Here is a 15627-nt window from a genome sequence, read left to right as displayed (position 1 = left end):
TCGACCCGTGAATTGACTCGCGAACGTCAAAAGCGGCAGAGAGGTCATACAGAAACGGATGGAGAGTGCGATGCAACAGCCTGTTCAGTTTGGCGTTTTGGGGGCCGCGAAATTCGCGCGCGAGCATATGGCTCCGGCAATACATGCAGCAAATGGTGCTCGTTTGGCTGCATTGGCAACATCTGACGTAGCAAAGGCAGATTCATTTCTGTCCTTTTGCCCGGACCTCAGGGTGTTGGACAGTTACGAGGCTTTGCTGTCAGATCCCGGCATCGACGCGGTCTATATCCCCTTGCCGAACCACATGCATGTCGAGTGGAGTCTAAGGGCAATGGACGCCGGTAAACATGTACTGTGCGAAAAACCAATGACCATGAAGACCGCTGAGTTTGACCAATTGATCGCCAAGCGCGACCAGACAGGGGTGCTTGCGGCCGAAGCCTATATGATTGTGCATCACCCCCAGTGGCAGCTGGCACGTGATCTGATCGCCGATGGTGCCATCGGGAACTTGGTGCATGTGACCGGCGCGTTCAGTTTTGACAATCGGGCGGACACGGGGAATATTCGCAACCGGGCCGAAACGGGCGGCGGCGGATTGCGGGACATTGGTGTCTACGTCATCGGCGGCGCGCGCTTTGCCACTGGGGCAGAGCCTGTGGCGGTTCAATCTGCAATCCGCTGGCAGAACGACATAGACACCTTTACCGAAATCCGCGCCCAATTCCCTGGCTTTACCTATTCGGCCTACGTGTCCATCCGAATGCACCCTCATCAGGAAATGGTGTTTCATGGCGAGGGCGGTCTGATCCGTCTGACAACGCCTTTCAATGCGCGTGTGTTTGGCGAGGCACGGGTAGAGCTGCACCGCCCAGGTCTTGAAGTTCAAGTCAACAGGTTCCCAGCGGCAAACCATTACAAATTGCAGGTAGAAGCGTTCTGCCGGTCGATCCGGGACGGTGCGGATTATCCCTGCCCACTAGAGTTTTCGCGCGGCACGCAAGAGGTGATTGATCGTGTATTTGAAGACGCGGTGTCGCTGTAACTTGCTCAGCGCCTAGGGGCTCGGCTATCCTGTTGTTCCATGTTTCAGGAGGAAACCCATGGCAGGTGGCTGGGCACGCGATGGAGCGGTAAGCGAACAAATCGAAGCTTCGATTTCGGACGAACTGGCGCGGATGCAAGCTCAGAAGCGCCCCGTCGGCGAAAGCCTGACCCATTGTGCGGAGTGTGAAGAGCCGATTCCGGAAAAGCGACGCGCTGCGCTGCCGGGCGTTAAGCTGTGTCTGGATTGCCAGCAAGACCGCGATGGCGTGACTAAAGTTCGGGGCGGAATGAACCGCCGGGGCTCTAAAGACAGCCAGCTGAAGTAAGTGCGGCTCAGTGATGCTCGGAACCAAACTGATGCAAAACGGTCTGGTCCTGGGGTTTCTGGCGGCGTTCCTTTGGGGCACGCACAGTGTCATCGTGCGCTATCTCACAAGTGATCTGGGCGGATTACAGATTGCTGTCACACGCCTGTTTATCGCCGCTCTGGCGATTTATTGCATGTTGCGGGTGATGCGGGTTTCTGTGTCGAATCAACTGGGCGATTGGAATTTCCGTCTGGCGGTACTGGCGACTGTGGTCAACTACATCCTGTTCCATATCGGCCTCGAGCACACAGGCGCGGCAAATGCGATGGTGCTCGAAAATACCGCGCCGTTCTTTGTTCTGGTATTCCTTTATTTCTTTGCAGATACGAAGGTGACGCGCATAGACGTCGTGGCAACAGCACTCGCAATTTTTGGCGTGTTCTTAACAGTTTACCGGGATTTTCAGGGGGGCGGCGAACCGTTGTTCGGTGATCTTCTGGAAATCGGTGCGGGCCTCAGCTGGGCTGTGTTTCTAATTTCCAGCAGCCGTGCAATGCGTAGTTCGAAATCAACAGGAGAGAGACTGAATTTCCTGTTCGGCATTTTCCTTTGTTCAGGCGTATTGCTGATACCAATGGCCGCCTTTTCATTGCAAATACCTACGGCCAACGACGTTTTGTTTTTGATCTTGTTGGGTGTACTGCCAACCGCGTTGGCCTACTATCTTTGGTACGAGGCCGCCGCGCGGGTTTCGACTTTGACTGCGACTTTGCTATTTGCAGCTTCGGTCGTGTTTACTTTTGTCAATTCGGCCTTGTTTTTGGACGCAACAATCACGCCGCTTGCCATCGTGGGGGCGACGCTGATCGTTGGGGCTATCTTTCTGACATCAATGAAGAAAGCGGAATAGGTGTTCGTCGCTACACTGCCGTTGCTGATAAGGGCAGGGACATTATGTATTGGGGCCCGGCCTCGCCATGAGGCCAGATATCTCCGGTCTCTTCGAAACCAGCGCGGCGATACACAGCGACGGCAACGGGATTTTCGAGGTTTACGGTCAAAAACAGAGCATTCGCCTTTGGGTACAACGCAGGCAGGTATGTCCTCAACAGGCTCATGGCGGCGGCTCCATGCCCTTGGCCCTGAACGCTATGGTCGAGGATAACAGCCCTTAAGCCAAGATCGGTTTGAAAGGCAAATGGATAGTCTTGCCAGTAAAAGCGATCGATTTTGAACAGGCCCACAGGGCGTTGGTTCAGCATTATTTGATGGAGATCGAACCGTTCCGCAGGCTCGGCCAAAGCTTCTTCTACAGTACCCGCGAACTTTAGCTGATCGGGCCGCAGCGTGATACCCGCGACCCGGTCTGCCTCATTGCGGTTCAAAGGTTGGAGTGCAATCACCCCTCCATCGCTTCCAGCTCATCAATAAAGCCCGAGATCATCGACAGACCTTTGTCCCAGAATTTTGGATCGCTTGCGTCAAGGCCGAACGGGGCCAAAAGCTCTTTGTGATGTTTGGAGCCACCGGCGCGCAACATTTCGAAATACTTGTCTTCGAACCCGTCAGCACCGCTTTCGTAAACAGAATACAGCGCGTTCACGAGGCCATCGCCGAAGGCATAGGCGTAAACGTAGAAGGGCGAATGCACAAAGTGGGGGATATAGGCCCAGAACGTCTCGTACCCGTCCATGAATTCAAATGCGGGCCCAAGGCTTTCGGCCTGAACGCTCATCCACAGGGCGTTGATGTCATCGGGTGTCAGTTCGCCTTCGCGACGGGCCGCATGCAGCTTGCATTCGAAGTCGTAGAAGGCGATCTGGCGGACCACTGTGTTGATCATGTCCTCGACCTTACCGGCCAGCAGGACTTTGCGTTGCTCTTGGGTTTCGGCTTGTTCCAGCATTTTGCGGAAGGTCAGCATTTCGCCAAAGACAGACGCTGTTTCAGCAAGTGTCAGCGGGGTTGATGACAGCATCTCACCCTGATCGGCGGCCAGCACCTGATGCACGCCATGGCCCAGCTCATGCGCCAGGGTCATTACGTCACGTGGTTTGCCCAGATAATTGAGCATCACATAGGGGTGGACGTCAGTGACTGTCGGGTGGGCAAAAGCACCCGGCGCTTTGCCGGGTTTCACCGCTGCATCAATCCAGCCCTTCGAGAAGAAGGGCGATGCGATCTCTCCCATGCGTGGATCGAAGGCATTGTAAGCGTCCATGACGGTCTTTTCCGCCTCGTCCCAATTGACAACACGCGAGTTTTCCATAGGCAGTGGCGCGTTGCGGTCCCAGACCTGCATCACGTCCAGACCCAGCCATTTACGCTTCAGCTCATAATACCGGTGGCTCAGCTTGGGGTAAGCGGCCACAACCGCCTCGCGCAGCGCTTCGACCACTTCGGGCTCTACATCGTTCGACAGGTGACGCCCGGTTTGCGCGCTGGGCATGTTGCGCCAACGGTCGACGATTTCCTTTTCCTTGGCTTGGGTGTTGTGGACACGGGCAAAGGTCTTGATATTGTCCTGAAACACCGATGCCAGTTCCCGCGCGGCCGCTTCACGCTTGGCGCGATCCTGCTCGGTCAACAGGTTCAGGGTGCCTTCGATGTTCAGTTCTTCGCCATTAACGTCAAAGGTCAGCCCGGCTATGGTTTCATCAAACAGACGTTCCCACGCATCGCCGACAACGCCCAAGTCGTGCAGGAACTTTTCCAGCTCATCGGATAGTTGATAGGGCTTCATCGCACGGATGCGGCGGAAAACGGGCTCATAACGGGCCAGATCGGCATTGGCGTCGAAATGCGCCTTGAGCACGTCATCGTCGATACGGTTGAGTTCTAGCGTGAAAAACACAAGCGGCGTGGTGAAGATCGTGATTTTTTCCTGCATGTCCGACAGGAACTTGGCGCGCTCGGCATCCGTGGTCAGTTGATAATAGCGCAGACCGGCAAAGGACATGATGCGGCCGGCAATGGAGTTGATCTTTTCGTTGCGCAACACACAGGCCAGCAAGCCGTCTGCGTCCAGATCGGCCAGTTTGCCTTCGTAGTCTGCGGCAAAGGCGGCGCATTCGCCTTCCAGCCAGTCCAAGTCGCGCTCAAGCTCGGGTGCGTCTTCCGAGGTGTAGAGATCGCTCAGATCCCATTCCGGAAGGTTGCCAAGGTTGTCGGCACCGCCCATTGCGTTTGCGTCTCGGACAGGAAAGGGAAGGTCGCGCATGGATCACCTTTTGTAGATAGCTTTTGCAAACATCTAGGGCTGGTGCGCGCAGATCACAAGCGGCCAGTCCAACAAGAGGCCAGACGGAAGCAGGGTTTTCGGATCGCAGTTTAACTGGTTCGATTGGACAGAAAATGCGCGGCCAACTGATCCAGAACCGGCCCGCGTACATCAGGGGCCTCCATCAGCACTTCGTGTTCGCCGTCCGGGATTTCTACGAGTATACCGTTTGGCCAGTTTTTCATGCGCGCGCGTATGGCCTTGCGGTCGACGATTTGTTCATGGCTGCCAAGGAAGGTCAGGCCAGGTGTGTCAGGTGCGGGCTGCTCCATCAGCCAGACACATTCGTCCAGCGATTCGCGCAACCAAAGATTCGAGGGTGCCCCAAGCGCCAGTTCAGGATGGGCTTTCAGTTGATCCTGCATCATCCGAAACATCGCCGGATCGCGGGTCAGCATATTGCCCTCGAAGGGTTGCGACAGAACATAGCTTTCCAGCGTTGTGGTCGGTGGTGTTTTTTCGCCAAGGCCAAGCGCTGTGCCCCAATAGGCCGTTACGCGGCTGAGGGGTTTCATAACCGGGGTAAAGAAAATGCCCCACATAGGACCGGTGAAGGCGCATGCTGCAAAGCACTTCTGCTCAATCACGGCGCGCAACCCAATGGCACCCCCCATCGAATGTCCGATCACGTACCAGGGCTTTGGCAGATCAAGCGTTCGGGCAAGGTCAAGCGTGGCCTGAACGTCGCGCTGATAGTCTGTAAACTGATCGACATGTCCGACACGAGGGTCGTCCAGCAAGCGATCTGCCAGTCCCTGACCACGCCAATCAACGGCAAGCATGGCAAAACCGCGTTGGAGGAACTCAGCAGCGGTGCTTCCGTATTTTTCGATGTATTCGGTTCGACCGGGAAACATCAGCACGGTGCCCTGCGCTTCGCCTTCAGGCAGCCAATGGCCAACGCGGATTCGAATCTGGTCCGAGGTCATCACCCAATGGGCATTCCCACCGGCGGGACCGCCGGCCACGTCTTCAAAGAAAGGGGCCGGCGTCAATTCCATCAGGCCAACACCGACGCAAGCTTCATCGCAACGCCCATGTCGCCGTCAATGGTCAGTTTGCCGGACATGAACGCACCGGTGGGGTTCAGTTCACCGCTGAGGATTTGTTCGAACGTGTCGGCGTCGGCGCTCATGGTGACATCAGCGTCATCGTCGCTGACACGGGCACCGTCAGAATCCAGAACGATTGCGCCCAGATCGGCGATTGCAAACTTGGCCGAAGCATCAAACGCGCCGCCTTCCAGTTTTTCATTCAGCGCGGCTGCTGCCTTTTCAAGAATCTCGCTCATGCTTTTCCTCATTTTGTTAGTGCGCCGTGAATGGACATCCCCGGTCGCAACGCTACACTGACTATTGTTATGAGCATTGCAATCCACAATCTCAAAGGTACCGTTGCGGCACTTGCCGTTCTAGTCACGTTTTCCACCAGTTGCTTCGCGCAGCAGGCGGATTTGCGCGATGAAGACGCGCTGTTGCAGCAACTTGCCCAATCGACACCCGAACAGGCAATGGCCCTTGACAGGCAGTTGCAAGCCTTGTGGGCGCAATCCGGCTCGGCCTCCGCGGATCTACTGCTGGAGCGCGGTCGAGAAGCGCTTGAAGACGGGGACATAGATGCCGCGCTGGATCACCTGACGGCATTGACAGATCATGCGCCCGAGTTCGCCGAAGGCTGGCATGTACGCGCTTCGGCGTTTTTTGGGATTGAACGGTTTGGCATGGCAGCCGCCGACCTTGAACATGTACTGACCCTCAACCCCAACCACTACGAAGCGATTTATGGGCTGGGTTTGATCTTTGAAATCGTTGGAGAGCCTGAGAAAGCGTATGATGCTTATTCGCGGGCCTTGGCTATACATCCCCACCACGAAGAAGTAACCAATGCGGTGAATCGACTGAAGCCTCAGGTTGAAGGCGCAGCGCTGTAAGGTCCGGGGCAGGGGGCAATGGTGAGCGGGTCATCCCGAGTAGTGGCCGTATTGGGCCCGACAAACACAGGCAAAACCCATTACGCAATCGAACGGATGCTGGGGTACCGCACCGGCGTGATTGGTCTGCCGCTGCGGCTGTTGGCACGCGAGGTCTATGACAAGATCGTTGCCATTCGCGGCCCGTCTGTTGTGGCGCTGGTCACAGGTGAAGAGCGCATCGTGCCGCCGCGCACGCAATATTGGGTCTGCACAGTCGAAGCCATGCCCGAAGGCATGGGAGCAGATTTTGTAGCAATCGACGAAATCCAGCTTTGTGCCGATCCCGAACGTGGTCATGTTTTTACCGATCGTCTGCTGCGGTCCCGTGGCACGAACGAGACGCTTTTCCTGGGTTCGGATACCATGCGCGGCCCCATCGCGGCGCTGGTTCCCGAAGTGCAGTTCGTCCGACGTGAACGGATGTCGCAGCTTGTCTATACAGGGTCCAAAAAGATCAGCCGGATGCCCGCGCGCAGCGCCATCGTCGGATTTTCGGTCGACAATGTTTATGCCATCGCGGAATTGCTGCGCCGTCAAAAAGGGGGGGCGGCGGTTGTCATGGGCGCGCTCAGCCCGCGAACGCGCAACGCTCAGGTTGACCTCTATCAGAATGGCGAGGTCGACTACCTGGTTGCCACCGACGCCATCGGGATGGGGCTGAACCTGGATGTGAACCACGTCGCGTTTTCATCCCTCACCAAATTTGACGGCCGCCGGATGCGCCCGCTGGCCCCGAACGAACTGGCGCAGATTGCAGGCAGGGCCGGTCGCGGGATGTCTGATGGCACCTTTGGCGTGACGGGCGAGGCTCCGCCGCTGGATGAAGGCGTGGCGCAGGCCATCATGGACAGCCGCTTTACGCCGATGAAAAAGCTGAACTGGCGGAATGCCGCCTTGCGGTTTGGCTCCATCGACGCGCTGATCACTTCGCTTGAGGCCAACCCAAATGACGAGCATCTGATCAAAGCACGCCCTGCGGACGACCTGAATGCGCTGAAATCCCTATCACAAGTGACCGAGATCGTTGCCCGCGCCAGCGACCCGCAATCGATCCGTTTATTGTGGGACGTGTGCCGAATCCCCGATTTTCGCGGCATCAGCCACGCAGAACACGCCAGCTTGCTTGAAGTGATCTATGGTCACCTGCACGAGCGCGGATCGATCCCGGATGATTTTATGGCGCGGCAGATTCGTCGTATCGACCAGACCCAGGGTGACATAGATGCGCTGTCCAAAAGGTTGGCATATATTCGCACTTGGACATATGTTGCGCAACGAAACGGCTGGGTGCGTGACGAATCGCATTGGCGTGACGAAACGCGCACTGTAGAAGACAGACTGTCAGACGCCTTACATGAGCGTTTGACTCAGAGATTTGTGGACCGGCGTACATCTGTTTTGCTGCGCCGGCTCAAACAGAAGGAGGCCCTTTTGGCCGAAGTAAATGACAAGGGTGAAGTGACCGTCGAAGGCGAATTCGTCGGTCGTCTGGAAGGGTTCCGGTTTACACCGGACAAAAGCGCGCAAGGGACCGAGGCGAAAGCTTTGAAATCGGCTTCTTTGCAAGCACTCGCGCCGCAATTCCATCTGCGCGCCGATCGCTTCTACAATGCGCCCGATACCGAAATTGATTTCACGGATCAGGGTGGCCTGATGTGGGGCGAATACGCCGTCGGCAAACTGGTTGCTGGGGCGGAACCTCTCAAGCCGATGGTCGAAGTTTTTGTGGACGAGGCCGCAGGGCCGGATGTCGAACAGAAAGTTCAGCGCCGGTTGCAGCATTTCATCGACCGTAAGGTGGCGGCTCTGTTTGAACCGCTCCTGAACCTGTCGCGTGACGAAGAATTGACCGGTCTGGCAAAAGGGTTCGCGTTCCGCATGGTCGAAGCGCTGGGCGTTCTGCCGCGTGCGCAGGTCGCGCAAGAGGTCAAGGATCTGGATCAGGATGCCCGTGGCGCGCTGCGCAAGCATGGCATCCGCTTTGGCCAGTTCACGATCTTTATGCCTCTGCTGCTGAAACCCGCACCCACGCGCTTGCGTCTGGTGCTGTGGGCGTTGTCCAGCGGTTTGCAGGAATTCCCCGAAGCGCCACCTCCGGGTCTGGTCACTGTACCTGTCGCCAAGGATGCGCCGCAGGGCTATGACACCATGTGTGGCTACCGTGATGCGGGCGAGCGTTCGATCCGGATCGATATGCTGGAACGTCTGGCTGATATGCTGCGTGCCGAAGACAGCCGGGGCGGGTTCGAAGCCAAGCCCGACATGCTGTCGATCACCGGCATGACGCTGGAACAATTCGCAGACCTGATGCAGGGCCTGGGCTACAAGGCCGAGCGTGGCGAGCGTGAAAAGGTGAAAGCGGTCGCCGCTGAGCAACCTGCGGCGGAAGCGGCGGAACAGCCTGCCGCCGAAGATTCTGCGGCACCTGAGGCTACGTCGGAAGAAGCCGCCGCACCCGCCGAGGCGTCAGCCGAGGCCACGACAAGCACCGAGGCGGCAGCCGAGGCACCAGCACCTGACGCCGCACAGGATGAGCCTGAGGCCGAGGTTTTCTATACCTTCACCTGGGGTCGTCAACGCCAGCAAAACCGTGGCCCGCGCCGCGAGCAGGGGCAGGGCAAAGGCAAACCGCGTGGTAAGCCTCAGGACAGTCGTGGCAAGCCGCATGGTAAGAAGGGCGGCAAACCACAGGGCGCGAAATCGTTCTCGGCACGGCCTCCGAAGAAGGAAAAAGCCATTGATCCCGATAACCCGTTTGCGGCAGCGCTGATGGGTTTGAAGGACGGCAACTGATCCGTCATGGATCAGGCCAAACTGCGGATCGACAAATGGTTGTGGCAGGCGCGGTTCTTCAAAACCCGCAGCCTGGCCACCAAACAGGTAAGCAGCGGCCATGTCAGATTGAACGGAACCCGGGTGCTGAAACCGGCGCAGGCTGTAAGTCCGGGTGACGTTCTGACCTTTCCGCAAGGGCGAATAGTGCGTGTTGTGCGTATCGAAAAACTGGGCGAACGCCGTGGTCCGGCCCCCGAGGCGCAAACGCTGTATTTCGATATGACCGAAAAGCAGGACGTACCCTCTAAGAACCCAGGTTTTGAGGGAAAAGGTCGTCCGACCAAGAAGGATCGGCGCGCTCTTGATCTTTCTCGCAAAGAAGATCGCTGATCCCATCTTGAAGAGAAGGCCAGACTGAATTAGCTAGTCGAACAAACCGCAAACGGGAATCCGCTCATGACCTATGTTGTCACCGAAAACTGTATCGCCTGCAAATACACCGACTGTGTCGAAGTGTGCCCGGTGGACTGTTTCTATGAAGGTGAGAATACATTGGTTATTCACCCGGACGAATGCATCGACTGTGGTGTTTGTGAGCCGGAATGCCCGGCAGACGCAATCCGCCCGGATACTGAGCCGGGAATGGAGCAATGGGTCGAGTTCAATCGCAAGTTCTCGGAACAGTGGCCGGTGATTGTGACTAAGAAAGATCCGCTTCCCGACGCTGAAGAGCGCGACGGTGAAGAGGGCAAAATGGAGAAGTATTTCTCTGAGGCGCCCGGCGAAGGCGGCTAAGCGATTCGCGACTGCAGCCTAGCGTCTAGCAAGAAGTTCACTAAGTAACCTGTTGAAGGTGCGTGAAATTCGAAAAATTCCCGTAGGGTAAACTTTCGGGTGTCATATTTTTGTGGTATACTCCTGACTTGTATGATGACCGAGATTGGGATGCACTCCGAAAGTATGCTCACTTTGGAGTTCTGAATTTGTTACAGAAACGCCGCCTGACGGGGCTGAGACAGTCCCCGCATGTGGTGTTTTTGTTGTCTGTGTCCCGGTCCGCAAGCAAGGAAAAAACTGAATGACAAAGTCGAAAAAGCTTGAGTTCCGCCCCAACGACTATGTTGTCTATCCCGCCCATGGCGTGGGTCAGATCATCTCGATCGAGGAGCAGGAAGTTGCGGGCTTTTCGCTTGAACTGTTTGTCATCTCATTTGAGAAAGACAAAATGACATTGCGCGTGCCGACCAACAAAGCAACCGAATCCGGTTTGCGGTCGCTGAGCTCGCCCGATGTTATCAGTCAGGCGATGAAGACACTGAAGGGCAAGGCCAAGGTCAAACGCGCCATGTGGTCCCGCCGCGCCCAGGAATATGAACAGAAAATCAACTCGGGCGATCTGATCTCGATTGCTGAAGTTGTCCGCGATTTGCATCGCACCGACGATCAACGCGAGCAAAGCTATTCCGAGCGTCAGCTTTATGAAGCCGCGCTAGAGCGTCTGACCCGAGAGGTCGCAGCCGTGTCCGGTGCTGGCGAAGTTTCGGCCGCGAAGCAGGTGGACGAAGTCCTGACCTCGCGCGCAGCTTGATCGCATCAAAATACTGCCTGAGGCCGCTCCAAACGGGGCGGCCTTTTTCGTGGCTTGGTGATTTGTGCAACTGCCGTTAATTTCACTTTAGATGCAGCACGATACAGGGCGGATATGAAGCAAACGGTGAAATACCTGTATATCGGGCATGACCCGATTTCGGTCTGGTTTCGCTACGGCCTGATCCTATTCGACATCGTGTCGATCATCTTCTTCGTCGCCACCGCTCATTTTCCTCACGGGCCGGGCGTCACGGTCGCAAGCCTGCTGATTGGCTTTCTGATTTTGCTGGATTTCTCAGCGCGGCTTTGGATCGCAAAGGACCGTTGGAAGTTGTTGCGCCAGATTTACACGCTGGCGGATATCGTTGTTATCGTATCCCTGGTGCTTGATCCGTTCCTGACTGGCAATCTTGCGTTTTTACGGATCTTGCGCGCCTTGCGGTTGATCCATTCCTACCACTTGCTGCGGGACTTACGACGCGACAGCAATTTCTTCCGCACCCACGAAGACGCGGTGATCGCCGCCATAAACCTGATGGTTTTTGTCTTTGCAACTTCGACCGCCGTTCTGGTGTTCTTTATTCCCGCAGATTCGAAAACGCCGTATATCGACGCGCTCTATTTCACCATGGCGACTCTGACGACCACCGGGTTTGGCGATATCACCTTGCCCACGCCAGGCGGCAAGCTGTTTTCGGTCTTCATCATGGTGGTCGGCGTAGCTCTCTTTGTCCGGCTGGCGCAGGCTATCTTCATGCCTCAGAAAGTCCGTCACAAATGCCCAAGCTGCGGTTTGTTCCGGCATGATCCTGATGCCGTGCATTGCAAACACTGCGGTGCCACTTTGCGGATCGAAACCGGAGGCGCGTCTTAAATCAAAGCAACACAGGTCAGAAGAAAGGTAATTTCGGAGACCAATTGAGTGGCCCCCAAAATGTCACCTGTCTGACCACCTATCTTTGCCTTGGCGATAAGGGCAGTGACTGCTGTGCTGGCTGCTGCAAAAACCACAGCAATGACAGCGCCTGCGCCCAGAAAGAGAAAGGCGAGCGCTACGGCCAACCCCAGTGCTGCTATAACGGATGGCACCTGGGGCGTGCCGACAGAACGGCTCAGGCCTGACGTACGCGCTTGTGGTAATCCGGCCATCACTACAGGCATCAAGCCCCTTGAAACGATACATGCGGACAGGATCGCCCCCACCGCTCCGGCGGTCAGCAAAGCAGAGATGGCCGAGATCCGAACCAGTTGAGACAGGATCAGGGCAAGTACGCCGTAAGTCCCGATATGGCTGTCCTTCATGATCTCCAAGCGCCGTTCGCGGATGAATCCACCCCATAGGCCATCGAACGTGTCGGCAAGGCCGTCCTCGTGCATAGCGCCGGTTGTGGTGATCAGTGCGGCCATCAGCAGACCGGCAGACGCCATGACAGGCAGCCCCAAGGCAAGCGCGCTCCACCCCACAAGGCAGGCAAGCCCTCCGACGATCAGACCCACAAAGGGAAAAGCCCAGACCGACTGAGCTTGCCGTGAGAAAACCGGATCAGGCAAACGCGGCACGGGCAGGCGGGTGAGAAGCACCAGCGCCAGCGGAATATCCATCAGAGAAAAGAGTTTCGTGTCGTTTTTATGCACGCCCGTGCCTTTCGGGGTCTTGTTGGATTCAGTGCTTCGGTTAAACACACAGGACCACTCTGATGCAATGAGGCTTTCATGCTGCCTGAACTGAATGATTTGAACGCGTTCCGCGCTGCACTGTCGGCGGCTCCGGGCCCGGATGCCGCTGCGGCGCAAGGCGCGAGCGAGCGTAACGGACAACTGACCAAACCCCCCGGTGCACTTGGCCGGCTTGAGGACTTGGCGATCTGGTATGCGGGATGGCGCGGCGATGCGCGTCCGCAGATCTCATCCCCGCAGGTCATCGTCTTTGCCGGAAACCACGGTGTCACCGCGCAGGGCGTATCGGCCTTCCCGCCGGAAGTCACCGTGCAGATGGTTATGAACTTTGAACATGGCGGTGCGGCGATCAATCAGTTGGCCAAGGCGGCGGGCGCGACAATGAATGTGCACGCGCTGGATCTGGACAAGCCGACAGCGGATTTCACGCAGGCTCCGGCCATGAGTGAAGATGAATTGCTGAGCGCCTTGCGCACCGGCTGGCAGGCCGTTGATCCGCAGGCCGATCTGCTGGTTGTGGGCGAGATGGGTATCGGCAACACAACCCCGGCTGCGGCCATCGCCTGCGCGCTGTTTGGCGGGGATGCAGAGGATTGGACCGGTCGCGGGACCGGCGTGGATGACGCAGGTCTTGCCAACAAAACCCGCGTTGTGGCTGAGGGTGTGGCGAAACATTCCTCAGAGGACGGCCTTGAGGTTCTGCGCTGCCTGGGAGGGCGCGAAATCGCCGCGATGGCCGGAGCGATTGCCGCCGCGCGCGTGCTGCGCATTCCGGTTATTCTGGACGGTTTCATTTGTACTGCCGCCGCAGCTTGCCTTTGGAAACTGTCAGACAACGCATTGGATCATGCGATTGCAGGGCACCAAAGCGCGGAAGCGGCGCATGGGGCCGTATTGTCAAAGCTTGGCAAGGACCCGTTGCTGAGCCTTGGTCTGCGTCTGGGCGAAGGCTCTGGCGGGGCGCTGGCGATCAATATTCTCAAAAGTGCTGTGGCGTGCCATTCTGGTATGGCAACATTCGCCGAAGCGGGCGTATCCGACGGCTAAGGTCTTGCCTGACCCAGGGTTTGATCTGGGTCAGGCAGATTTCTTTGCGTGTTCTTCCGCCAATTCAAGCAACGCGGTTTCCAGATCTTTTTCCAGCTTCTGAGCGCGCTCGATGTACTTCTTGTTCTCGGCTGTTGGCATTCCGGGAACCCAGAGCTCGGCCAGATCACGGACTGACGTACGGTCGTGGTGATAAAAGGTCTGTTCGGCCTGCGCGGCCTCGTATTCACTCAGCCCAATATTCTCCAGAACATAACGCCCTGCGCGAAGCGAGCTGTCGAACAGTTCGCGTACAATGTCGTTGGCCCCCGCCTGATACAGCTCGTACACATGGGTCCGGTCGCGGGCTCGGGCGATAATGTGCAGGTCGGGGCGCTGCCGTCTGGCATACCCAACCAGCCGCGTCACCTGCTTGTGGTCGTCCATTGCCGCCACAAGAACCGACGCTTTTTCCAACCCTGCAGCGCGTAGCAATTCGGGGCGCGTTGGGTCGCCCAAAAAGCCTTTAACCCCAAACCTGCGCATCAATTGAACGGTTTCAATGTCGTGGTCCAGAACCACTGTTTTGAAGCCGCTGGCGCGTACCAGCCGGTTCACGATCTGACCAAACCGTCCGATGCCCGCAATGATCACAGGGCCTTTTTCGTCAATCTCGTCGGGTTCGGGATCTTTGGCGGTGTCGCCTATTTTCCGAGACAGAAGATCATAGATGATGAACAGAAGGGGGGTGATCAGCATGGTCAGGGCAATGATCATCAGCAGTTTCTGCGACAGATCAGGCGGGATGACGTTCTGCTGTGTGGAAAACGCCAGCAGCACAAATCCAAATTCACCGGCCTGCGCCAACCCAAGCGTGAACAGCCAATGGTCGCGCCCGCGTAGTTTAAAGGCTTTGCCGACCAGAAACAGGATGATCCCTTTTGCAAGGATCACAAGCAGTGCCAAGCCGATCAGGTCCAGCGGGTCATCGAAGAAATAGGCAACGTCGATCCCGGCCCCAACCGTGATAAAGAACAGCCCAAGAAACAGCCCTTTGAACGGTTCAAGGTCGCTTTCCATTTCATGGCGAAACTCTGAGCTTGCCAACACGACACCCGCCAGAAACGCACCCAAAGCAGGCGACAGTCCAACAAGCGTCATCAGGAAAGAAATACCGACCACAATCATAAGCGCCAGAGCGGTATACATCTCGCGCAGGCGCGTCGCGTGGATAAACCGAAAGAGGGGGCGGGTAAGATAGACGCCTGCCAGAATAACGAAAGCAATTGCGCCAAGAGTGACCAGAGTGACAGCCCAACCCGGCAAACCTTCGACCAGCGAAAGGCTGTGATGGCCCGCTGCGTGCAGATCACCAGCCCCCCGATCAATCGATCCATCTGCTTCGATATGAGGCATCGCGGGCAAAGCCAGCAGCGGCAATAGCGCCAGGATCGGAATAACTGCAATGTCTTGTGTCAGAAGCACCGAAAACGTGGCTCGCCCACCATTTGTCTGCATAAGACCCTTTTCTGACAGGGTCTGCAGGACGATTGCAGTCGATGACAGCGACAGGGTCAATCCGACCGCCAACGCGACGGACCATGGGTGGTTTGCGTACATGGCCACTGCAGCAATCGCGGCAGTAGACAGCACAACCTGAAGGCCGCCCAGGCCCAATAAACGATCTCGCATGTCCCAAAGGGCACGAGGTTCAAGCTCCAGCCCGATCAGGAACAGCATCATCACAACACCGAATTCGGCGACATGTTGAAGGTTTTCCGTTTCGGCCCCAACCAGCCCCAGCACTGGCCCGATGATGATCCCGGCGGCCAAATAGCCCAGTACCGACCCCAGCCCCAGCCTTGCGGACAGAGGCACCGCGATCACAGCCGCAGCCAGATAGATCGAAGCCTGATATAGAAAATCGTCCATTTGTCTCCTCGTGAGCCCGT

The 15627-nt window shown here is 57.0% G+C and carries 16 protein-coding genes; 10 read left to right on the top strand and 6 right to left on the bottom strand.

The features are described from left to right. Positions 1–70: 70 nt before the first annotated feature. From ACXADZ_RS10570 to ACXADZ_RS10560, 3 genes are read left to right on the top strand one after another with little or no spacing between them, the layout of a single operon-like run. Positions 71–1045 (top strand): Gfo/Idh/MocA family protein, encoded by a 975-nt coding sequence (locus ACXADZ_RS10570; protein WP_475196114.1) that lies wholly within the window; start codon positions 71–73, stop codon positions 1043–1045. 58 nt (positions 1046–1103) lie between these two features. Continuing rightward, complete coding sequence (locus tag ACXADZ_RS10565) at positions 1104–1373, top strand: DksA/TraR family C4-type zinc finger protein (protein ID WP_171089440.1); 270 nt, start codon at positions 1104–1106, stop codon at positions 1371–1373. A gap of 13 nt (positions 1374–1386) precedes the next feature. Next, positions 1387–2265, top strand: coding sequence for a DMT family transporter (locus tag ACXADZ_RS10560; protein WP_475196105.1), 879 nt, complete (start codon positions 1387–1389; stop codon positions 2263–2265). A gap of 10 nt (positions 2266–2275) precedes the next feature. On the opposite strand, the gene ACXADZ_RS10555 is transcribed toward ACXADZ_RS10560, so the two are convergent. The 4 genes from ACXADZ_RS10555 to ACXADZ_RS10540 form a co-directional block, all read right to left on the bottom strand. Beyond that, entirely contained in the window at positions 2276–2758 is a 483-nt protein-coding gene (locus ACXADZ_RS10555; protein ID WP_475196100.1) for a GNAT family N-acetyltransferase, read from the bottom strand. Next, positions 2755–4575: a M3 family oligoendopeptidase gene (locus tag ACXADZ_RS10550; RefSeq protein WP_475196096.1), complete on the bottom strand. Its 1821-nt coding sequence runs from the start codon at positions 4573–4575 to the stop codon at positions 2755–2757. The genes ACXADZ_RS10555 and ACXADZ_RS10550 overlap by 4 nt, the downstream gene beginning before the upstream one ends. Positions 4576–4685: 110 nt before the next feature. Further along, positions 4686–5636 (bottom strand): alpha/beta hydrolase, encoded by a 951-nt coding sequence (locus ACXADZ_RS10545; protein ID WP_475196091.1) that lies wholly within the window; start codon positions 5634–5636, stop codon positions 4686–4688. Then, positions 5636–5926: an SCP2 sterol-binding domain-containing protein gene (locus ACXADZ_RS10540; protein ID WP_171089449.1), complete on the bottom strand. Its 291-nt coding sequence runs from the start codon at positions 5924–5926 to the stop codon at positions 5636–5638. The genes ACXADZ_RS10545 and ACXADZ_RS10540 overlap by 1 nt, the downstream gene beginning before the upstream one ends. Positions 5927–5956: 30 nt before the next feature. On the opposite strand from ACXADZ_RS10540, the gene ACXADZ_RS10535 reads away from it, so the two are divergent. The 6 genes from ACXADZ_RS10535 to ACXADZ_RS10510 all read left to right on the top strand — a co-directional run bounded on the left by ACXADZ_RS10535 (position 5957) and on the right by ACXADZ_RS10510 (position 11846). Continuing rightward, positions 5957–6565, top strand: a complete 609-nt coding sequence (locus ACXADZ_RS10535) for a tetratricopeptide repeat protein (RefSeq protein WP_171089451.1) — start codon at positions 5957–5959, stop codon at positions 6563–6565. Between the two features lie 18 nt (positions 6566–6583). Next, complete coding sequence (locus ACXADZ_RS10530; RefSeq protein WP_475196080.1) at positions 6584–9400, top strand: helicase-related protein; 2817 nt, start codon at positions 6584–6586, stop codon at positions 9398–9400. 6 nt (positions 9401–9406) lie between these two features. Further along, positions 9407–9772, top strand: a complete 366-nt coding sequence (locus ACXADZ_RS10525) for an RNA-binding S4 domain-containing protein (RefSeq protein WP_475196075.1) — start codon at positions 9407–9409, stop codon at positions 9770–9772. A gap of 66 nt (positions 9773–9838) precedes the next feature. Beyond that, on the top strand, positions 9839–10177 hold the full coding sequence (gene fdxA, locus ACXADZ_RS10520; RefSeq protein WP_074735041.1) for a ferredoxin FdxA: 339 nt from the start codon (positions 9839–9841) through the stop codon (positions 10175–10177). 283 nt (positions 10178–10460) lie between these two features. Then, on the top strand, positions 10461–10970 hold the full coding sequence (locus ACXADZ_RS10515) for a CarD family transcriptional regulator (RefSeq protein ID WP_171089457.1): 510 nt from the start codon (positions 10461–10463) through the stop codon (positions 10968–10970). A gap of 114 nt (positions 10971–11084) precedes the next feature. Then, on the top strand, positions 11085–11846 hold the full coding sequence (locus tag ACXADZ_RS10510) for an ion channel (RefSeq protein WP_171182776.1): 762 nt from the start codon (positions 11085–11087) through the stop codon (positions 11844–11846). Here ACXADZ_RS10510 and cobS read toward each other — a convergent pair. After that, positions 11843–12607 carry an adenosylcobinamide-GDP ribazoletransferase gene (cobS, locus tag ACXADZ_RS10505; protein ID WP_475196060.1) on the bottom strand — a complete coding sequence of 255 codons (765 nt, stop codon included), beginning with the start codon at positions 12605–12607 and terminating at the stop codon, positions 11843–11845. The genes ACXADZ_RS10510 and cobS overlap by 4 nt on opposite strands. A 78-nt stretch (positions 12608–12685) precedes the next feature. Here cobS and cobT point away from each other — a divergent pair, with 78 nt between their 5' ends. After that, positions 12686–13696 carry a nicotinate-nucleotide--dimethylbenzimidazole phosphoribosyltransferase gene (gene cobT, locus ACXADZ_RS10500; protein WP_475196054.1) on the top strand — a complete coding sequence of 337 codons (1011 nt, stop codon included), beginning with the start codon at positions 12686–12688 and terminating at the stop codon, positions 13694–13696. 30 nt (positions 13697–13726) lie between these two features. Here cobT and ACXADZ_RS10495 read toward each other — a convergent pair whose 3' ends face one another. Continuing rightward, positions 13727–15607: a monovalent cation:proton antiporter-2 (CPA2) family protein gene (locus ACXADZ_RS10495; protein WP_171089464.1), complete on the bottom strand. Its 1881-nt coding sequence runs from the start codon at positions 15605–15607 to the stop codon at positions 13727–13729. Positions 15608–15627: the final 20 nt, after the last annotated feature.

This window comes from Ruegeria sp. ABM4_193 (genome assembly GCF_056158705.1).
The sequence above is the reverse complement of the archived record's forward strand: the minus strand, read 5'-3'. Positions and strand labels throughout refer to the sequence as shown.